The sequence below is a fragment of the Candidatus Pelagibacter sp. Uisw_121 genome (assembly GCF_047722545.1).
In the GTDB taxonomy this organism is placed as follows: domain Bacteria; phylum Pseudomonadota; class Alphaproteobacteria; order Pelagibacterales; family Pelagibacteraceae; genus Pelagibacter.
This window is the reverse complement of record NZ_CP159816.1, coordinates 479,606-499,549: the sequence shown is the minus strand read 5'-3', so window position 1 is coordinate 499,549 and position 19,944 is coordinate 479,606. Positions and strand designations below refer to the sequence as shown.

19 protein-coding genes and 2 tRNA genes are annotated in these 19,944 nt (G+C 30.8%); all 21 read right to left on the bottom strand.

The annotated features are described in order from the left end of the window. Nucleotides 1–2 precede the first annotated feature (2 nt). Nucleotides 3–749: a type III pantothenate kinase gene (locus ABXT52_RS02590; RefSeq protein ID WP_415272329.1), complete on the bottom strand. Its 747-nt coding sequence runs from the start codon at nt 747–749 to the stop codon at nt 3–5. Next, nucleotides 746–1,309, bottom strand: a complete 564-nt coding sequence (locus ABXT52_RS02585) for a biotin--[acetyl-CoA-carboxylase] ligase (RefSeq protein ID WP_415272328.1) — start codon at nt 1,307–1,309, stop codon at nt 746–748. Before ABXT52_RS02585 ends, ABXT52_RS02590 begins: the two co-directional genes overlap by 4 nt. Then, nucleotides 1,309–2,724: an NADH-quinone oxidoreductase subunit NuoN gene (gene nuoN, locus ABXT52_RS02580; protein ID WP_415272327.1), complete on the bottom strand. Its 1,416-nt coding sequence runs from the start codon at nt 2,722–2,724 to the stop codon at nt 1,309–1,311. Before nuoN ends, ABXT52_RS02585 begins: the two co-directional genes overlap by 1 nt. Then, nucleotides 2,724–4,217 carry an NADH-quinone oxidoreductase subunit M gene (locus tag ABXT52_RS02575; RefSeq protein ID WP_415272326.1) on the bottom strand — a complete coding sequence of 498 codons (1,494 nt, stop codon included), beginning with the start codon at nt 4,215–4,217 and terminating at the stop codon, nt 2,724–2,726. Before ABXT52_RS02575 ends, nuoN begins: the two co-directional genes overlap by 1 nt. Continuing rightward, entirely contained in the window at nt 4,217–6,130 is a 1,914-nt protein-coding gene (gene nuoL, locus ABXT52_RS02570; RefSeq protein WP_415272325.1) for an NADH-quinone oxidoreductase subunit L, read from the bottom strand. Before nuoL ends, ABXT52_RS02575 begins: the two co-directional genes overlap by 1 nt. Before the next feature lies 1 nt (nt 6,131). Further along, complete coding sequence (gene nuoK, locus ABXT52_RS02565) at nt 6,132–6,440, bottom strand: NADH-quinone oxidoreductase subunit NuoK (RefSeq protein ID WP_415272515.1); 309 nt, start codon at nt 6,438–6,440, stop codon at nt 6,132–6,134. Beyond that, a complete protein-coding gene (locus ABXT52_RS02560) occupies nt 6,436–7,068 on the bottom strand; it encodes an NADH-quinone oxidoreductase subunit J (RefSeq protein ID WP_415272324.1) in 633 nt (210 codons plus the stop codon). The genes nuoK and ABXT52_RS02560 overlap by 5 nt, the downstream gene beginning before the upstream one ends. Nucleotides 7,069–7,070: 2 nt before the next feature. Continuing rightward, entirely contained in the window at nt 7,071–7,556 is a 486-nt protein-coding gene (gene nuoI / locus ABXT52_RS02555; protein WP_415272323.1) for an NADH-quinone oxidoreductase subunit NuoI, read from the bottom strand. A 2-nt stretch (nt 7,557–7,558) separates the two neighbouring features. Then, complete coding sequence (gene nuoH / locus ABXT52_RS02550) at nt 7,559–8,557, bottom strand: NADH-quinone oxidoreductase subunit NuoH (RefSeq protein ID WP_415272322.1); 999 nt, start codon at nt 8,555–8,557, stop codon at nt 7,559–7,561. 3 nt (nt 8,558–8,560) lie between these two features. Beyond that, nucleotides 8,561–10,600: an NADH-quinone oxidoreductase subunit NuoG gene (gene nuoG, locus ABXT52_RS02545; RefSeq protein ID WP_415272321.1), complete on the bottom strand. Its 2,040-nt coding sequence runs from the start codon at nt 10,598–10,600 to the stop codon at nt 8,561–8,563. Beyond that, nucleotides 10,593–11,924, bottom strand: a complete 1,332-nt coding sequence (nuoF, locus tag ABXT52_RS02540) for an NADH-quinone oxidoreductase subunit NuoF (protein WP_415272320.1) — start codon at nt 11,922–11,924, stop codon at nt 10,593–10,595. Before nuoF ends, nuoG begins: the two co-directional genes overlap by 8 nt. Further along, a complete protein-coding gene (nuoE, locus tag ABXT52_RS02535; RefSeq protein ID WP_415272319.1) occupies nt 11,917–12,525 on the bottom strand; it encodes an NADH-quinone oxidoreductase subunit NuoE in 609 nt (202 codons plus the stop codon). Before nuoE ends, nuoF begins: the two co-directional genes overlap by 8 nt. Continuing rightward, nucleotides 12,525–13,700 (bottom strand): NADH-quinone oxidoreductase subunit D, encoded by a 1,176-nt coding sequence (locus ABXT52_RS02530; protein WP_415272318.1) that lies wholly within the window; start codon nt 13,698–13,700, stop codon nt 12,525–12,527. The genes nuoE and ABXT52_RS02530 overlap by 1 nt, the downstream gene beginning before the upstream one ends. Beyond that, nucleotides 13,684–14,292, bottom strand: a complete 609-nt coding sequence (locus ABXT52_RS02525) for an NADH-quinone oxidoreductase subunit C (RefSeq protein WP_415272317.1) — start codon at nt 14,290–14,292, stop codon at nt 13,684–13,686. The genes ABXT52_RS02530 and ABXT52_RS02525 overlap by 17 nt, the downstream gene beginning before the upstream one ends. A gap of 5 nt (nt 14,293–14,297) precedes the next feature. Next, nucleotides 14,298–14,819 (bottom strand): NuoB/complex I 20 kDa subunit family protein, encoded by a 522-nt coding sequence (locus ABXT52_RS02520; RefSeq protein WP_415272316.1) that lies wholly within the window; start codon nt 14,817–14,819, stop codon nt 14,298–14,300. An 11-nt stretch (nt 14,820–14,830) separates the two neighbouring features. Further along, complete coding sequence (locus ABXT52_RS02515; protein WP_168606364.1) at nt 14,831–15,199, bottom strand: NADH-quinone oxidoreductase subunit A; 369 nt, start codon at nt 15,197–15,199, stop codon at nt 14,831–14,833. Between the two features lie 87 nt (nt 15,200–15,286). Next, nucleotides 15,287–15,363 (bottom strand) — tRNA-Asp (locus tag ABXT52_RS02510). Between the two features lie 13 nt (nt 15,364–15,376). Further along, a tRNA-Val gene (locus tag ABXT52_RS02505) sits at nt 15,377–15,452 on the bottom strand. A 49-nt stretch (nt 15,453–15,501) separates the two neighbouring features. Continuing rightward, the gene (lon, locus tag ABXT52_RS02500) at nt 15,502–17,883 is read right to left on the bottom strand and encodes an endopeptidase La (RefSeq protein WP_415272315.1); all 2,382 of its coding nucleotides are present in this window, start codon (nt 17,881–17,883) and stop codon (nt 15,502–15,504) included. A gap of 62 nt (nt 17,884–17,945) precedes the next feature. Beyond that, nucleotides 17,946–19,214, bottom strand: coding sequence for an ATP-dependent Clp protease ATP-binding subunit ClpX (gene clpX / locus ABXT52_RS02495; RefSeq protein ID WP_415272314.1), 1,269 nt, complete (start codon nt 19,212–19,214; stop codon nt 17,946–17,948). Nucleotides 19,215–19,304: 90 nt separating this feature from the next. Next, nucleotides 19,305–19,916, bottom strand: coding sequence for an ATP-dependent Clp endopeptidase proteolytic subunit ClpP (clpP, locus tag ABXT52_RS02490; RefSeq protein ID WP_415272313.1), 612 nt, complete (start codon nt 19,914–19,916; stop codon nt 19,305–19,307). Nucleotides 19,917–19,944: the final 28 nt, after the last annotated feature.

The following is a 19,944-nucleotide window of genomic DNA, read 5'->3' as shown; positions in this document are numbered from 1 at the left end:
ATTTATTTAATTAAAGTGGTGGCTCTGATTAGACCGTTAATTGTAATATCTTTATTTAATGTTACTTTCGTTTTTGTTGAATTTTTGAATAACTTAGAAAATCCTCCAGTAATAATTATTTTAAAGGACATCTTGGTCTCTTTCTTAATTAAATTAACAATATTGTCAATTAAACCCTCATAACCCCAAAAAAAACCAGCTCTCACTGCACTAATAGTATTTAAACCAACTACTTTATTTGTTTTTTTTAAACTGATCTTTGGAATTTGCGTTGCCTTATCAGTCAACGTATCAAGTGAAAGCTTAACTCCAGGTGCAATAACACCACCATGATAGGTGTTTTTAATCAAAACATCAAATGTTGTAGCGGTCCCAAAATCTAAAATTATAAAATTATCCTTGTTATTAATAACGCTAATAGCGTTTGCCAATCTATCTGAGCCGATTTGTTTATAGTTAACTTTAATCTTAATCAATTTATTTAACTTGAGTTTTTTAAGCTCATGACACTTAATTTTATAAGTTTTATTAAAAAAATTTTTAATTTTATTAAATGATTTTGGTACAACGCTGCAAAATAGACACTTATTAATTGATTTGTTTTTTAAACCTAGACCAAATAAAGATTTATTAAGTAGAGAGTGACTTATTTTTTTTGTTGATAAATTAACTCTTTTAATAATGATATTTTTAGAGTTTACCAAACAAATTTTGGTTTCTGTATTTCCTATATCACCAACAATAATCATTTTAAATTTCTATCTAAGTTTTTTATATTAAATTTGGGAAACATTGGAATAAAAGTTTCGTAAATTTTTTTTAGCTTTAAAGCAGCATTATTAGGGGTAATTTTGATACCAGTTAGGTCAAAAAGATTTGTGGTTAAATAATCTTTTATAGTTGGACTCTTAATCAAATTTATACCCACTCCAATAACAATAAATTTTTTACCAGATTTGGTTAATATCTCCTGCAAGATACCTGAAATTTTCATTTTTTTTATCAACAAATCATTTGGTTTTTTAATTGTAATTTTACCATTATAAAAATTTGATAATAATTTTTTAACTAAAAGACAGTTAACTTTTGTCAAATCTTTCAATGATAATTGAACTTTGTTAATTTGAAAAAAAATACTAATAAATAAATTTCCCTTAAAAGAAGTCCATTTTTTTCCATATTGACCCCTTCCCTTTTTTTGTCTATCAGCAATTATAATTCCTGATTTGTTATTGGTATTTTTAATTATTTGTATAGCTAGATTGTTTGTACTATTTACAATTTTAAAATTGAATTTTTTTAATTTCATTAAATAATATTAATTCTAGATACAATTTCCACCAATTTGCTTGGAAAAATAAAGTATAAGAGAATTAATAATGTTGAAAAAGTTAACGATCCTTTTAACCAAATATTATGATCAGTGTCGTAACCTTCCTTTTCTTTATCAAAGTAAATAACCTTGATTATTTTTAGATAATAAAAAGCAGCTATTACTGTTGATAAGAGACCTACAATGGCCAAGAAGTACATTGACTGTTCTATAACAGCCTTAAAAATATAAAATTTTGCAAAAAAGCCAGCTAATGGAGGAATTCCTGCCAATGAAAAAAGGATGGCTAGTAACGATAAAGATAAAATTGGATGTTTTTTTGATAACCCTGATAAATCATCAATAGTCTCGTAGTACACATCATTTCTCTTCAACATCAACAGACAACTAAAAAAAGCAAGATTCATAACCAAGTATATCGACATGTATACAATAGAGCTTTGAATACCTTCGTTTGAACCAGTAGACAAACCAGCTAATGCATAACCCATATGGCCAATTGAACTATATGCAATCAATCTTTTGAGGTTATTTTGACCAATTGCAGCAATAGCTCCAAAGATCATAGACGCAATTGATAAAAAAATTAATATAGGTTGCCATTGATCGATCATATTAACGAAAGGAACATATAAAAATCTTATGAATACCGTAAGTGCAGCAACTTTTGGTACAATTGCAAAAAATAATGTGACAGCAGTCGGAGAGCCTTCGTATACATCTGGTGCCCACATGTGAAATGGTACAGCTGATATCTTAAATGCTAAACCAACAAGTATAAAAACAATTCCAAAAGTTAAACCGTAATGTGAAGAGTTCATTGAATCACCAATAACATTAAAATTAGTTGATCCTGAAAACCCATAAACTAAAGAACATCCATATAGCAATAATCCTGATGATAAAGCGCTTAAAACAAAATATTTTAGCCCAGATTCAGATGACTTTAATTGATCTCGATTAAATGATGCCAAAACATACAAAGCTAAAGACTGTAACTCAAGACCTATATAAAAAACCATGAGATCATTTGAACTGATCATTACCATCATACCTAAAATTGAAGAAAGGACTAAAACTGGATATTCTATTAAGAAAATTTTACATATTTTCAAATATCTTGTTGAAATTGATAAAACGAAAGCACCTCCTAAAATTGTAAGGATCTTCATAAAAGATGAGAGATTATCTATAATGTAACCATTATTAAATAATGAAACATTTTTATCTAATGGATTATTAAAAATTAAAATGCCGGTAATCAACAAAGAACCCACTGCAAGATTATGGACAATATTAGAACTATTTTTTTTATACACACCAAAAAGTAATAAAAACATTATAGAAAAAGAAATAAAAACCTCAGGTAGTATAAAGCTTAAGTTGTCCATTAATTTTGTACCTCAGTTATATTCAGGTTTAAGTTAAAATTGTACATTTCTATTAAATGTTTAACTGAAATTTCAGTCGTATTAAGAAGAGGTTCTGGATAAAATCCAAAAAATAAAACTGGTATTGCTAAACACCACAAAATAAATTTTTCTGAGTCATCAAGGTCAGGCATTTTTAAGAGTTCTTTATTTTTAACTTCTCCAAATACAACTCTTCTATATAGCCATAACATGTATGCGGCTCCAAAAATAACTCCTAAACTTGCTATAACTGCCACTAAAAAGTTATCCTTAAATGCACCCATTAATACTAAAAATTCACCTATAAAACCACTGGTACCAGGTAAGCCTAATGCAGCTAAAGTGAAAAGCATAAATAATATTGAATATTTTGGCATAATTGAAACTAAGCCACCGTATGTTGCTATTAACCTAGAATGCATACGGTCATAAACAACTCCAACACATAAAAACAATGCTGCTGAAACCAAGCCATGACTTATCATTTGAACTATACTTCCTTCAATTCCTTGTTGAGTAATTGTAAAAATACCCAATGTAACAAAGCCCATATGTGCAACAGAAGAATATGCTATTAACTTTTTCATATCTTCTTGCATCAATGCAACTAGAGACGTGTACACAATTGCAATCAAACTTAAAGTATAAACTAGTGGTGTAAACAATTCGGAAGCTACCGGAAATAATCCTAAAGAAAACCTAATAAAACCATAACCAGCCATTTTAAGTAATATAGCTGCAAGTAAAACAGAGCCAGCTGTTGGAGCTTCAACGTGTGCATCAGGCAACCAAGTGTGTACAGGCCACATTGGTGTTTTGACAGCAAAAGAACTGAAAAATGCTAACCATAGTAAATTTTGATATTTGGTGTCTATACCAAGATCATAAAGCTGAGTTATATCTGTGGTTCCTGATATCCAGTAGATCGAAATTATAGCAATTAACATTAAAACAGAACCCAGCAAAGTGTATAAGAAAAATTTAAATGCTGAATATACTCTTCTGGTTCCACCCCATATTCCAATTATTAAAAACATAGGTATCAACCCAGCTTCAAAAAATAAATAAAATATAACAAGGTCAAGGGAACAGAAAACTCCGATCATTAAACTTTCCATTACTAAGATAGCAATTAAAAAATCTCTTAGTCTGTCTTTAATTGTATTGTTTACTGAGATTATGCAAAGTGGAGTTATCAGTGAAGTTAGAACAATAAATAAAATCGATATTCCGTCAATACCTACTTTATAATTAATAAATCCTTTTAACCATTCTCTATCTTCGACAAATTGAAAGTTAGATGTGCTTGGGTCGAACTGATACCAAAGATATATAGAAATTAAAAAGTTAACAAATGAAGTAAATAAAGCAACATATTTACCTGTATTAGAATTTTTATCTTTTGAAAATAATAAAAATAAAGACCCAATTATAGGTAGTAAAATTAAAGATGATAAAATTGGAAAGTTCATTATTTCAAAATCAAAAATGTTAATAATGCAGAAAATCCTAACAATATCATAAAGGCATACTGATAGATAAATCCACTTTGAAATTTACTTGCTTTTATTGATAAACTCTTAATTAATGAAGAAACTCCGTCAGGTCCAAATTTATCAATAATTTTAATGTCAACTGCCTTCCAAAAAAATAGTCCTAATTTTTTTGAAAATTTAATGAATAAAACATTATAGAGTTCGTCAAAATACCATTTATTTATTAAAAAATTATGTAATGGCTTATTAGATTCAGCAATTTGATTTGTAACATTTTTATTTTTTACAAATAAATAATAAGCAATTGGAATAGAAGTTAATACAAGTGCTGGTGTCATTAAAATAAACCATAGTGGAGGATGTTCCGTGCTTAATGGATTTAAAAATTTAATTGAGTCTCCCCAAAAATTATTTTCACCACTATGACCAATAAATAAATCTTTAAATAAGAAACCAGCAAAGATAGCTCCAATAGCAAGTATAAATAGGGGCAAAAGCATCACCAATGGAGCCTCGTGCATTTCATCAATATTGGTTTTTTTATTATTATAGTCTCCATGAAATGTTTTAAAAATTAACCTCCAAGAATAAATTGACGTTAAAACTGCAGTCAAAATTCCTATTCCTGCTGCATAATATCCAGTTGTATTTCCCTTGAGATACGCAAATTCTATAATTGCATCTTTTGAATAAAAACCAGATAAAAATGGAAACCCAGTAAGAGCCAATGTTCCAATAATCATAAATACATAAGTGTATGGAAGTTTTTTATAAACACCACCCATTTGGTTAATATCTTGCTCATCTTTAAATGAGTGAATTACTGAGCCAGAACCTAAAAAAAGTAATGCTTTAAAAAAAGCATGAGTAAATAAATGAAACATTGCAACATTATAAGCACCTACACCTGCTGCAAAAAACATATAGCCTAGTTGACTACAAGTTGAATAAGCGATTATTTTTTTAATATCAGTTTGTACTAAAGCTACTGTTGCTGCAAAAAAAGCAGTAGTCATTCCAACAATTGTAATTATGTTTAGCGTAAGAGGTGAATATTCAAAAATTGGAGAGCATCTTACAACTAAAAAAACACCAGCAGTGACCATTGTAGCTGCATGAATTAACGCCGAAACAGGCGTGGGCCCTTCCATTGCATCTGGCAACCAAGTATGTAAGAAAATCTGTGCTGATTTACCCATGGCCCCTATAAATAAAAGAATACAAATTAAATCAATTGCTCCAACATTCATTCCTAAAAATAAAAGTTTTTTTTCAACAATTTGTGGGATTTGATTAAAAACTTCTACATAGTTTACTGTGTCAAATAAATAAAAAATTAAAAAAATTCCTAAAGCAAAACCAAAATCACCCACTCTATTTACTACAAAGGCTTTTATAGCAGCTGCATTTGCAGTTTCTTTCTTAAACCAAAAGCCAATCAAGAAATAAGAGCAAAGCCCTACCCCTTCCCATCCAAAAAATAACTGAAGGAAATTATCAGCGGTAACCAATGTTAACATTGAAAAAGTAAAAAGTGATAAATAAGCCATAAATCTTGGCTTATGTGGATCATGAGACATATAACCAATTGAATAAATGTGCACTAATGCTGAAACTAAAGTTACAACAACAAGCATTATTGAAGATAAAGCATCGACTTTAATAGACCAATTAACATCTAAGGTTCCAGAGTTAATCCAAGTTGCTACAACTACATTATTTTCATATCCGTTAACAATTACTTGATAAAATAATACAATTGAGAGAAGTGCTGATACTGACACAAAAAGACTAGTTACAATTTCTGAGTTTCTATCACCCAAATATTTACCAAAGAAACCAGAGGTTATTGAGGCTAGTAAGGGAAGAAATAATAATACAATCTCCATATTATCCCTTCAAACTATTTATTTCTTCAACTCTAATTGTTGAAGAGTTTCGATAATAAACAACTATTATTGCTAAACCTATAGCTGCTTCTGCAGCGGCTACTGTTAATATAAAGAGAGTAAAAATTTGTCCAGAAATGTCATTTAAAAATATTGAAAATGATACTAAGTTAATATTTACAGCTAGTAATATAAGTTCAATACTCATCAGTATGACTATGATGTTTTTTCTATTTAAAAATAATCCAACTACGCCAATAGTAAAAATTATTGCTGCTAATGTAAGATAATGACCAAGTCCTATATCAATCATCAGATTTAACCCCCCTGTTACTTTCGACATCAATCATTTCAACACCATCAGATCTTTCACGGGATATCTGACTAAAATAACTTTGTCGTTTAACACCTGATCTTTGCCTAAATGTAAGGACAATAGCACCAATCATTGCAACTAATAAAATCATTCCACTTAATTGAAAAACATGAATGTAATCTGTGTATAAAACGTAACCGATTGAATGAGTATTGGTAATATCTTTATCAATTGTTAAAGACATAGCTGAGACAAGATCAGGTTTATATTTCCATCCACCAATTACTATTATCAATTCAAAAAATATTATCACACTAACTATTAATCCAATGGGTATATGTTTTGAACTTTTCTCTGCACTGAACCACTGATTTTTTTGTTGGGCTACATTTAACATCATGACTACAAATAAAAATAAAACAGCAACAGCTCCCACATAAATGATCAACATGATCATTCCTAAAAATTCAGCACCAATCATTATAAATAGGCATGAAATGCTTATGAAATCTAAAATTAAAAAGAAAACAGAATGAACAGTGTTTTTAGATACTGTTACCATTATAGCAGAAACTATTGCTATGAATGAAAATGTATAAAAAAATATAGCATGCGCTAACATAATTATCTGTGAGAGTTATCAGCTTTAATATTGGCTGCTAAAATATTTTCCCATCTGTCTCCATTATCGAGCAATTTTTCTTTATTATAATAAAGCTCTTCTCTAGTTTCTGTTGAAAATTCAAAATTTGGTCCTTGAACAATGGCATCTACTGGACAGGACTCTTCACAAAGACCACAATAAATACACTTCATCATATCGATGTCATATCTTGTAGTTTTTCTACTACCATCAGCTCTTTCTGAAGACTCAATTGTTATCGCTTGTGCAGGACAAACAGCTTCACATAATTTACATGCAATACATCTTTCTTCACCGTTAGAGTATCTTCTTAAAGCATGCTCACCTCTAAATCTTGGGCTTATTTTTCCTTTTTCAAAAGGATAATTTATTGTTTTTTTTGATTTAAATATTTCTTTGATAGCAATGTTTAGGCCACCTAAAAAATCTAATAAAAAGATTGTTTTAAATATTCTTGAAATTTTCATAATTAATTCACTGGTAATAAATTGAAGTAGAACAAATAGCTAGCAGTAAGAACTACCCATGTTAATGATAATGGTAAAAATATTTTCCATCCAAGTCTCATTAATTGATCATATCTGTATCTTGGAACAATAGCTTTAACTAAGGCAAACAAAATAAATAAGAATAATATTTTAAATATCATCCAAATTACACCTGGTATTATGTTAAATGGATAAAGATCTACAGGTGATAACCACCCACCTAAAAAAAGAACAGATCCCATAGCACACATCAAAAGAATATTTGCGTATTCTCCAAGCCAGAACATTGCATACATCATGCCCGAATATTCTGTTTGATAACCTGCAACAAGTTCTGCTTCTGCTTCTGGTAAATCAAATGGTGGTCTATTAGTTTCTGCTAAAGCAGAAATAAAGAAAATAACAAACATTGGAAATAATGGAATTACAAACCATAAATTTTCCTGAGCCATAACTATGTCGTTCAAATTTAAAGAACCAACACAAAGTAAAACATTAATAATAATAACTCCAATTGACACTTCGTAGGAAACCATTTGCGCAGCAGATCTAATGGCACCCAAAAAAGGATATTTTGAATTTGAGGCCCATCCCCCCATAATAATTCCATAAACACCTAAAGAGGAAACAGCAAATAAATAAAGAATACCTACATTTATATCTGCTAACACTTGAGTTGCACTGAAGGGAATAACAGCCCACGAAACTAAAGCCAAAGTCATGGTAACAATTGGTGCCAATATAAAAATCACTTTATTTGAACTTGAGGGAATTATAACTTCTTTAAAAATATACTTTAATGCATCAGCTAAAGACTGAAGTAAACCAAAGGGTCCAACAACATTAGGTCCCTGCCTTTTTTGTACAAATGCCCAAACACGACGATCAAGCCATACAACCATAGCGACAGAAACTAAAACGGGCACAAGTAAAAATAATATTTTATAAGTTTGTGAAAAAATTATATTAAGATACTCCATAAATTAACCTTCTGTGCCTTTAGATTTTAAATCAACTTTTAAATTTCTACATTCATGCATAGTTTTTGAGGCTCTGGCTATTACGTTTGAATAATAATAATCACTATCTATTTTTATCACTTCATTTTGAAAAATTAATTCTTTAACATTGGATGATTTTAAAGTAGCATTTTTTTCAATATGTAGATTGATTTGGTTGATTAAACTACTATCCAATTCATCTTTATCATTAAATAGTTTTCTATGATTCATAGATTCCGCAAGTTCATTTATTATTAACCAGTCCTCTTTTGCAAGTTCAGGTGGGTAAGATGCTTTGTAAGCTTTTTGTAATTTACCTTCTAAATTCGTAAAGTAGCCATTTTGTTCTGTGTAGGCAGCTCCTGGTAATATGATGTCTGCCATTTCTGCTCCTTTATCACCATGAGAGCCTTGATAGATAATAAACTCATTTTTTTTCTCAAAATTGATAGTATCTAAACCTAAAAGATAAATAATTTCAAATTTGTGAGCTTCCAAGTCTTTCAAAACTTCATTGTCACCATTAGTAGTTTTATATATCCCAAGGTCAAATGCACCTACCGTAGATGCGTTTTCAGAGATGACATTTAAAGCATTCCAATCAATAAAAAGTTTATTGTTTTCTTCTAAAAATTTCTTGATTGACTCAAAAATGTATTTTGACGATTTACTTTTTAATGCAGATTGACCAATTATAACCATAGGCCTCTTTGCTTGTTTTATTAAATCAGAAACCTTATGTTTACCCTCAATGATTTTTTTAATAGTTTCAGTATTTCCATCTAAAGACTGATATGGAAATGTTAGGTCACCCATTTCATTCAAAGCAATAATTTTAGTTTTATTTTGAAGATAAGCTTTTCTAATTCGAGCATTTAAAATTGTTGCTTCAAATCTAGGATTTGTCCCTAAAAGGAAAATAAAATCAGCTTCTTCAATTCCATTAATTAATGAATTAAATAAATAATTTTCTCTTTTTTCTGGGTTTAAATAAGAATGGTCGTTCCTAGATTCTATATTTTGAGAACCTAATGTTTTATTAAAAAATTCTTTAAATATATAAAGTGTTTCCATGTTCACCAAGTCACCAGTTAATCCACAAATTTTTTCTTTATCGGTATTATTAAATCTAGATTTAATTATATTAAAAACTTCAGACCATGATGCTTTTTCAAATTTTCCATTATATTTAATATAGGGTGTATCTAATCTTTGATTAGATAAACCATCACATGCATGTCTTGTTTTGTCAGAAATCCATTCTTCATTAATATCTTCGTTTATTCTTGGCAAAATTCTTTTTACTTCCCATCCATAGGTATCAACCCTAATATTGGATCCAATAGCATCCATGACATCAATAGATTCTGTTTTTTTTAGCTCCCAAGGCCTTGCTTCAAAAACATATGGTTTAGATGTTAAAGCTCCAACTGGACACAAATCAACAACATTGGCTGATAGTTCTGATTGCATTGATTGCTCAAGATAAGTAGTTATTTGCATATCTTCACCACGTCCTATTGCACCAATTTCTGGTACACCTGCAACTTCTGTAGCAAACCTAACACATCTAGTGCAATGGATACATCTAGTCATTTGAGTTTTAATTAAAGGACCCATATTTTTTTCAGGAACTTGCCTTTTATTTTCTTTAAATCTAGATTTATCTACTCCATAAAACATTGATTGGTCTTGAAGATCGCATTCACCACCTTGATCACATACAGGGCAATCTAATGGGTGATTTGCAAGCAAAAATTCCATTACACCTTTTCTTGCTTTTTCAACAAATTCAGTATTTGTTTTAATATTCATACCTTCAGCAGCAGGCATTGCACATGATGCAACTGGTTTTGGAGATTTTTCCATTTCAACTAAACACATTCTACAATTTCCAGCAATTGAAAGCTTTTCATGATAACAAAATCTTGGAATTTCAACCCCAGCTTTTTCACAAGCTTGTAAGACTGTTAAGCCATCTTCAACATCAACTTCAATATTGTTAACTTTTAATTTAGGCATTTTTTTTATCCAATAAATGTTGATCAACTAAATAAGGAACTTCATTAAGTTTTTTTATTGTTGGTTCAATATTGTTTCTTTTTTCAATTTCTTTTCTAAAATGTCTTAATAAACCTTGAACAGGCCATGAAGACCCCTCGCCAAAAGCACAAATAGTATGACCAGCAATTTGATTTGTAACATCACCCAGCATTTCAACTTCATCTTTAGAAGCCTCTCCTTTAGCCATTCTTTCTAACATTCTCCACATCCATCCAGAGCCCTCTCTACATGGTGTGCACTGTCCACAACTTTCATGTTTGTAAAATCGGGCAATTCTTGCCATACACTTGATAATATCTTGGTCATTATTTATAACAACAATTCCCGCAGTTCCTAAACCACTTTTTTCCGCAACAAGTGAATCAAAATCCATAGTTAAAGTTTCACATGTTTTTTTTGGTATAATAGGCATAGAAGATCCACCGGGTATAACAGCTTGTAAATTTTCCCATCCACCAATTACTCCACCAGCATGAACTTCGATTAATTCTTTAAGAGATATACTCATTTCTTCTTCAACGTTACATGGTTTATTAACATTTCCAGATATACAAAATATTTTAGTTCCTGTATTTTTTGCTTTACCTAATGAAGCAAACCATTTGCCACCTTTTCTCAAAATCGTTGGAATAACAGCTATAGTTTCCACGTTATTAATTATTGTTGGACATCCATATAATCCTATTAATGCTGGAAAAGGAGGTTTTAATCTTGGCTGACCTTTTTTACCCTCAATACTTTCTAGAAGTGCAGTTTCTTCACCACATATATAAGCACCTGCTCCATAGTGAATATAAATATCTAAATCCCAACCAGTGCCAGAAGCATTTTTTCCTATTAGTTTTTTTTCATATGCTTCATCAATTGCCTTTTGTAGTTTTTGCCCATCCATAAAATATTCACCACGTATATAAATATAGCAAACGTGAGCCTGAACTGCGTAGGCAGCAATCAAACATCCTTCAATTAATTTATGAGGTTCAAACCTTAAAATATCACGATCCTTACACGTACCTGGCTCAGATTCATCACCATTTATAACTAGATAGTGAGGTCTAGAACCAAGCTCTTTAGGGGCAAAAGACCATTTAAGTCCTGTAGGAAATCCAGCCCCACCTCTTCCTCTTAATTCCGATGATTTAACTTCGTCTATAATCCATTCTCTACCTTTTTTTATTATTTCAGTAGTATCTACCCAATCACCTCTATTTTTCGAAGACTCAACATCTGTACCATTGTCATTATATAGGTTTTGAAATATTCTATCTTTATCTTTAAGCATTTTTTAAATCCAAAAGTGTTTTTCTGTTATTCTCAGGTTCATTATTAATTCTTCCTCTATATGATCCTGGTTTTGGCGTCTTACCATCAAGTATCACATCTAGAATTTTTAAAGTTTTTTCTTTATCAAGATCTTCATAATAGTCATCATTAATTTGCATCATTGGGGCATTAACGCATGCTCCCAAACATTCAACTTCCATCCAAGAACATGATTTATCGACAGATAACTCGCCTTCATTTTCTGAAATTTTTTCTTTGCATGCCTCAACAAGTTTATAAGCTCCTCTAATCATGCATGGTGTAGTTGTGCAAACTTGAATAAAGTGTTTTCCAACTGGAGATAAGTTATACATTGAATAAAAGGTAGCTACCTCATAGACTTTTATATAAGGCATATCTAAAAACTTTCCAATATATTTCATAGCTGCAAGTGGTATCCAGTTATCATTTTGTTTTTGAACAATATACAATAATGCCATTACAGCGCTTTGTTGTTTTCCTTCTGGGTATTTAGAAACTATTTCTTTTGCAGCAGCTAGACTATCTGCTGTAAATTCAAATTTTTCAGGTTGTTCTTTTGCAGGTTTTCTTAAACTCATTATCTGTCAACCTCACCAAAAACAATGTCTAATGAACCTAAGACAGCAGGCACATCAGCTAACATGTGTCCTTTAATTAAATAATCCATTGCTTGTAGATGTGAAAAGCCTGGAGCTCTAATTTTACATTTGTAAGGTTTACTAGTTCCATCAGAAATTAAATAAACACCAAATTCTCCTTTTGGTGCTTCAACTGCAGTATAAATTTCATCTTTATCAACACGATAACCTTCAGTAAATAATTTAAAGTGATGAATTAAAGCCTCCATAGATTGCTTAATATCTTTTTTAGGTGGAGGACTAATTTTTCCATCTAATGATTTAATGGGTCCTTTTTCCATTTTACTTAAGCATTGTTTTATTATTGAAACACTTTCTCTCATTTCTTCAATTCGACATAAATATCTATCAAAGCAATCTCCATTTTTTCCCACTGGAATTTTGAATTCTAATTGTTCATAACAATCGTAGGGTTGTGATTTTCTTAAATCCCAAGGAACTCCTGATCCTCTAATCATAACTCCACTAAATGAATAATCTAACGCATCTTCTTTGGTTACAATTCCTATATCAACATTTCGTTGTTTAAATATTCTGTTATCAGTCAATAATGTTTCAAGATCATCTATTATCTTAGGAAATGATAAACAAAATTTACCTATATCTTCTTCAAGACCCATAGGTAAATCCTGATGAACACCACCAGCTCTAAAATAATTAGCATGTAACCTTGAACCAGATGCTCTTTCATAGAATGTCATTAATGTTTCACGCTCTTCAAAGCCCCATAGAGATGGAGTTAAAGCACCCACATCAAGCGCTTGAGTTGTAACATTTAATATATGACTTAATATTCTTCCTATTTCACAAAACATTACTCTAATTAGTTGAGCTCTAATTGGAACATTTATCTTTAATATTTTTTCTATAGCTAAAGCAAAAGCATGTTCTTGATTCATTGGTGCAACATAATCAAGTCTGTCGAAATATGGGACTGCTTGCATATACGTTTTATTTTCTATTAGTTTTTCAGTTCCTCGGTGAAGAAGCCCAATATGTGGATCTGCTTTTTCAACGACTTCACCGTCTAATTCTAAAATTAATCTTAAGACTCCATGAGCTGCAGGATGTTGAGGTCCAAAATTTAAATTTAGTGTTTTAATCTTTTTTGTCATTTTCATGGTTAGTTTGATCTTTAATATATTTGGTTCCCTCCCAAGGACTTTCGTAATCAAAATTTCTATAATTTTGTTCTAACTTAACTGGTTCACTAATAACTTTTTTTTGATCTTCGCTATATCTAACTTCAGTATGACCAGTTAAAGGAAAATCTTTTCTTAAAGGATGTCCTTCAAAACCATAATCAGTGAGTATTCTTCTCATATCTGGGTGGTCTTTAAATTTAACACCATACATATCAAAAACTTCTCTCTCCATCCAATTTGCTGTAGGATAAATAGGTGTCAATGATGATATAACTTCATTTTCATTTATTAGATAACTCAATATAATTCTTTGATTAAACTCATGACTTAAAAATAAATACACAATCTTAAAACGTTGAGCATTTTCAGGATAATCAACAACAGTAATATCAATTAATTGTCTAAATTTTGTGTTTTCATTACTTTTTATAAATAACGTAACATCTGTCAAATCTTCATTATCAATATTAATATATAATTGCTCATGCCTAATCTCAGTTTTTTTAATCTTAGTTGTAAGCTCTGAGTTAATTTTTTTTTCAAGATCTATCAAATTTTGCATATAAATTATCTTTCAAAAGATCCTTTGTTCCTAATTTTTTTTTGTAACTGCATAATACCATAAAGTAATGCTTCAGCTGATGGTGGACAACCTGGTACATAAATATCTACAGGGACTATTTTATCACAACCACGAACTACAGAATAAGAATAGTGATAATAACCACCACCATTTGCACAACTTCCCATCGAAATAACATATCTCGGTTCAGGCATTTGATCATAAACCTTTCTTAACGCCGGTGCCATTTTATTGGTTAAGGTTCCAGCTACAATCATAACATCAGATTGTCTTGGTGAACCTCTTGGTGCAGCACCAAATCTTTCTAAATCGTATCTTGGCATTGCTGTTTGCATCATTTCAACAGCACAGCAGGCTAAACCAAAGGTCATCCAGTGTAACGATCCAGCTCTTGACCAATTTATTAAATTATCAAGAGAAGTTGTTATAAAACCATTTTTACTAAAGTCTTCAGAAAGCTGCTTAAACTCTTCTGGAATGTCTTTATTTTTATCTTCTAAGTTCATAATTTAAAATTTTATTCCCAATCTAGTGCACCTTTTTTCCACTCGTAAATAAATCCAATTGTAAGAATAAATAAAAAGATCATCATTGAAATAAAGCCAAGACCACCAATATTACCTAGTGAGATCGCCCACGGAAAAAGAAAAGCAATCTCAAGATCAAAAATTATAAACAGGATTGCTACTAAATAAAACCTAACATCAAATTCCATTCTAGAATCTTCAAATGGCTCAAAACCACATTCATAAGCAGATAACTTTTCAGGGTCAGGATGTTTTGGTGAAAGTATTAAATTTACAACAACAAAAGCACAACTCAGACCAAGAGCAATAATCAAAAATATAATAATTGGCAGGTAATCTTTTAAAAATTCTGAAAGCATCTGAGTCTATATAGCAGTTTTTATATCATGTTGAAGGGTACTTACGTCACATTTTAAATAATATAAACCTTAAATAATAAGGAAAAGTGGCGGGAGTGAAGGGACTCGAACCCTCGACCTATCGCGTGACAGGCGATCGCTCTAACCAACTGAGCTACACCCCCACTTTAGTTGTTTTGGTGGGCAGTAAAGGACTCGAACCTTTGACCCCCTCGGTGTAAACGAGATGCTCTACCAACTGAGCTAACCGCCCAAAACAAGCGCTACTATTACATCAAGGAATAGATAATGTAAATTGGTAATTATTGAATACTAGCTTGAGATTTATCATTAGATTGAGAAATTTTCTCAACCTCAACCCACTCAACTCTTTTTAATTCTTTAGTTAAAGCTATTTTTAGTACTTCATCAGCATGTTCAACTGGAGTAATTTTTATATCATCAATAATTTTTTTAGGCATATCAATAAGGTCTTTTTCATTTTCCTTAGGAATTATAACTTGCTTTATTCCAGCTCTATGTGCTGCTAATAATTTTTCTTTTAAACCGCCAATTGGTAATACTTGACCTGTTAATGTAACCTCACCTGTCATCGCAACATCTCTTCTGACGGGGTTATTTGTGATTGCAGATACTATTGAAGTAACCATTCCAATCCCCGCAGATGGCCCGTCTTTAGGTGTTGCTCCTTCTGGAACATGAATATGAAAATCTTTTTTTTCAAATAAAGGTGGGATAATTCCATAATCTAAACTTTTAGATCTAATAAAAGATTTTGCAGCCTTGATAAATTCTTGCATCACATCTCCTAGTTTACCAGTAATTTGCATTCTACCTTTTCCAGGCATTATAACAGTTTCAATTTTAAGAATTTCCCCACCGTATTCAGTCCATGCTAAACCTGTGACAACACCAATTTTGTCTTCACTTTCAAGTTCACCAAATTTAAATTTCTGAATTCCTAAATAATCTGTTAAATTTTTTAAATCAATTTTAACTTCTTTCTCTTCACCTGAAACTACTTTTTTAACAACTTTTCTAGCTACTTTTGAAATTTCTCTTTCTAAATTTCTTACACCAGACTCTTTTGTATAACTTTGAATAATTTCTTTAATTATATCCTTAGATAAAGTCATTTCATTTTCTTTGACCCCATTGTCTTTAACTTGTTTAGGAAGCAAATACTTATTTGCAATGTTAATTTTTTCATCTTCAGTGTAACCAGCCAATCTAATTACCTCCATTCTGTCTAATAATGGTGGTAGGATATTTAAAGTATTAGCTGTAGTTACAAACATCACATCAGATAAGTCATAATCAACTTCTAAATAATGATCATTAAATGTAGCGTTTTGTTCTGGATCCAATGCTTCTAATAAAGCAGAAGATGGATCACCTCTATAATCATTTCCAATTTTATCTATTTCATCAAGAAGAATAAGTGGATTTTTAGTTCCTGCTTTTTTCATCATTTGAATAATTTTACCAGGTAAAGAACCAATATAAGTTCTTCTATGACCTCTTATTTCAGCCTCATCTCTCATACCACCAACAGAAACTCTTACAAATTCTCTATTAGTAGCTTTAGCAATAGATTTTCCTAATGATGTTTTACCAACACCTGGAGGACCAACTAAGCATAAAATTGGGCCTTTAATTTTTTCCATTCTTTTTTGAACTGCTAAAAATTCAATAATTCTCTCTTTAACTTTTTCTAAACCAAAATGATCAGCATCAAGAACTGCAAGTGCTTTTTTAAGATCAATATCAGCCTGGTCTTTTTTGTACCAAGGTAAATCTGTCATCCAATCAAGATAATTTCTAACAACAGTGGCCTCAGCAGACATTGGACTCATATTTTTTAATTTTTTAAGCTCAGCCATACATTTCTTTTCTACATCTTTTGGCATTTTTGCTTTAATAATTAATTTATTTAAACTTGATGTCTCATCTTTTCCATCTTCAATTTCGCCTAATTCTTTTTGAATAGCTTTAAGTTGCTCGTTTAAATAATATTCTCTTTGAGTTTTTTCCATTTGAGTTTTAACCCTACCTCTAATTCTTTTTTCAACCCCAATAATGCTAGTTTCATTTTCCATTATTTTAATTATAGAATTAAGTCTTTTCTTAACATCTATAGTTTCGAAAATTTGTTGTTTCTCTGAAATTGTAGCCGTTATGTGAGACGCAATATTATCAGCAATGTGTGATGGGTTAGTTAATTTTTTAATATTATTAATTGTTTCACTTGATATTCTTTTATTAATTGAAGTTAGTTTTTCTAGTCTTCTTACAGCAGTCATCGCTAATGGTATTAAGTCTTCATCTTTAGTTATCACATCATGGTGATGAGCATATTCGCAAACGATAAATTTCTCATTGTCTTTAAAATCTAAGATTTTAACTCTTTTGCTTCCTTCAACTAAAACTTTTACTGTGCCATCTGGTAATTTTAATAATTGTAAAATATTACCTTCACAACCATATATAAAGACATCAGTTTTTTTGGGATCATCTATTTCTGAATTTTTTTGGGTAACAAGAACAATTTTTTTGTCCTTTTTCATAACTTCATTTAAAGCAGCAATAGATTTATCTCTACCTACAAATAAAGGAATGACCATATTTGGAAAAACAACGATATCTCTTAACGGTAATAAAGGTCGTTCAATTTTAACATCCATGATCTAAATATGGATATTAAATATGATATTGCAATAGCTATTTATTACTTATTAACGTGAAATTAAGCAGCTGAAGTTTTGTCAGTCTTAGTTTTGCTACTATTCTTTGAATGAACTATGATTGGTTGAGATAGACCTTTGGCCGCACTAGCATCTACAATAACTTCCTCAACATTGTCTTGACTTGGAAGATCGTACATTGTTTTTAACAAAATATTTTCTAAAATTGATCTAAGGCCTCTAGCACCAGTTTTCTTATTAATTGCTTTTTGCGCAATCTCTTTAATTGCATTTTCTTTAAAGCTTAACTTGGCTCCATCTAGTTTAAATAATTCTTGATATTGCTTAATTAGAGAATTTTTTGGTTCTTGTAATATTTTAATTAAAGATTTTTCATCAAGATCTTCTAATGTTGCTATCATCGGCAACCTACCAATAAACTCTGGGATTAAGCCATACTTTAACAAATCTTCAGGTTCTAAAGTTTTCATCCACTCACCAGTTTTTTTATCATCTGTTTTTTTAACATTAGCACCAAATCCAATTGAAGTACCTTTGTCTCTTTGAGATATTATTTTATCTAAGCCAGCAAATGCTCCTCCACAAATAAACAAAATGTTAGTGGTGTCTACTTGTAAAAACTCTTGCTGAGGGTGTTTTCTACCTCCTTGAGGTGGAACGCTTGCTACTGTGCCTTCCATAATTTTTAATAGTGCTTGCTGCACACCTTCTCCTGATACATCTCTAGTAATAGATGGGTTTTCTGACTTTCTACTAATCTTATCTACTTCATCTATATATACAATTCCACGTTGTGCTTTTTCAACATTGTAATCAGCAGCTTGTAATAATTTTAAGATTATATTTTCAACATCTTCACCAACGTAACCTGCCTCTGTTAAAGTAGTTGCATCTGCCATTGTAAATGGAACATCAAGAATTCTTGCTAATGTTTGAGCTAATAAAGTTTTTCCACAACCAGTTGGACCAACTAAAAGAATATTTGATTTTGAAAGCTCAACTGCCTTACTTGTCTTACTCTCATAATTAAGTCTCTTATAATGATTATGAACAGCAACCGATAAAACTTTTTTTGCGTGAGGCTGACCAATAACATAATCATCTAATACAGCACAAATTTCTTTTGGTGGTGGTAATCCATCTTGATGTTTAACAAATGTATCTTTGCTTTCTTCTTTGATGATATCCATACATAGCTCAACACACTCATCACATATAAATACAGTTGGACCTGCAATAAGTTTTCTAACTTCATGCTGGCTCTTGCCGCAAAAAGAACAGTAAAGAATATTTTTATTATTTGTTGTCATAAATTTATAAACGAATCATTTAGGATACTTTAATATAGATGACTCTTACTAATCAAGTATCAGTTTAGTGGGGTGTCAAGATATAGTGTATTAAGATCTATTTTCGACTACTGCGTCAATCAAACCAAACTCTTTTGCAGTATCTGGCTTCATAAAGTTATCACGTTCTAGTGCTTTCTTCACATCATCAACTGATTTTCCAGTGTGTTTTGAGTAAATTTCATTAAGTCTTTTCTTTAAATCCATAACTTCATTGGCATGGATCTCTATATCAGTTGCCTGTCCTTGAAAACCAGCCGAGGGTTGGTGGACCATAATTCTAGAATTTGGTAAAGAAAACCTTTTACCTTTTTTACCTGCAGCTAATAAAAATGAACCCATTGATGCTGCTTGCCCGATACACAATGTTGAAACATCTGGCTTAATGTATTGCATGGTATCATAAATTCCAAGACCTGCCGTCACTAGCCCACCAGGACTATTAATATATAAATTAATTTCTTTCTTGGGATCTTCAGACTCTAAAAATAACAGTTGAGCTGTAACTAATGATGCTACGTTATCGTTAATTGGTCCTACTAAAAAAATAATTCTCTCTTTAAGAAGTCTTGAATAAATATCATAAGCTCTTTCACCTTTATTTGATTGCTCAACTACCATTGGTACAAGAGTATTCATTTGATCTAATAAGTTTGTTGTCATAAGTTGATTCTCTTTCTTATACAACTTG

Excerpts from the sequence above, each read along its gene's own strand:
- ABXT52_RS02590 (WP_415272329.1), bottom strand. The coding sequence starts at position 749 with ATGATTATTGTTGGTGATATAGGAAATACAGAAACCAAAATTTGTTTG.
- ABXT52_RS02585 (WP_415272328.1), bottom strand. The coding sequence starts at position 1,309 with ATGAAATTAAAAAAATTCAATTTTAAAATTGTAAATAGTACAAACAAT.
- nuoN (WP_415272327.1), bottom strand. The coding sequence starts at position 2,724 with ATGGACAACTTAAGCTTTATACTACCTGAGGTTTTTATTTCTTTTTCT.
- ABXT52_RS02575 (WP_415272326.1), bottom strand. The coding sequence starts at position 4,217 with ATGAACTTTCCAATTTTATCATCTTTAATTTTACTACCTATAATTGGG.
- nuoL (WP_415272325.1), bottom strand. The coding sequence starts at position 6,130 with ATGGAGATTGTATTATTATTTCTTCCCTTACTAGCCTCAATAACCTCT.
- ABXT52_RS02560 (WP_415272324.1), bottom strand. The coding sequence starts at position 7,068 with ATGTTAGCGCATGCTATATTTTTTTATACATTTTCATTCATAGCAATA.
- nuoI (WP_415272323.1), bottom strand. The coding sequence starts at position 7,556 with ATGAAAATTTCAAGAATATTTAAAACAATCTTTTTATTAGATTTTTTA.
- nuoH (WP_415272322.1), bottom strand. The coding sequence starts at position 8,557 with ATGGAGTATCTTAATATAATTTTTTCACAAACTTATAAAATATTATTT.
- nuoG (WP_415272321.1), bottom strand. The coding sequence starts at position 10,600 with ATGCCTAAATTAAAAGTTAACAATATTGAAGTTGATGTTGAAGATGGC.
- nuoF (WP_415272320.1), bottom strand. The coding sequence starts at position 11,924 with ATGCTTAAAGATAAAGATAGAATATTTCAAAACCTATATAATGACAAT.
- nuoE (WP_415272319.1), bottom strand. The coding sequence starts at position 12,525 with ATGAGTTTAAGAAAACCTGCAAAAGAACAACCTGAAAAATTTGAATTT.
- ABXT52_RS02530 (WP_415272318.1), bottom strand. The coding sequence starts at position 13,700 with ATGACAAAAAAGATTAAAACACTAAATTTAAATTTTGGACCTCAACAT.
- ABXT52_RS02525 (WP_415272317.1), bottom strand. The coding sequence starts at position 14,292 with ATGCAAAATTTGATAGATCTTGAAAAAAAAATTAACTCAGAGCTTACA.
- ABXT52_RS02520 (WP_415272316.1), bottom strand. The coding sequence starts at position 14,819 with ATGAACTTAGAAGATAAAAATAAAGACATTCCAGAAGAGTTTAAGCAG.
- ABXT52_RS02515 (WP_168606364.1), bottom strand. The coding sequence starts at position 15,199 with ATGCTTTCAGAATTTTTAAAAGATTACCTGCCAATTATTATATTTTTG.
- lon (WP_415272315.1), bottom strand. The coding sequence starts at position 17,883 with ATGGATGTTAAAATTGAACGACCTTTATTACCGTTAAGAGATATCGTT.
- clpX (WP_415272314.1), bottom strand. The coding sequence starts at position 19,214 with ATGACAACAAATAATAAAAATATTCTTTACTGTTCTTTTTGCGGCAAG.
- clpP (WP_415272313.1), bottom strand. The coding sequence starts at position 19,916 with ATGACAACAAACTTATTAGATCAAATGAATACTCTTGTACCAATGGTA.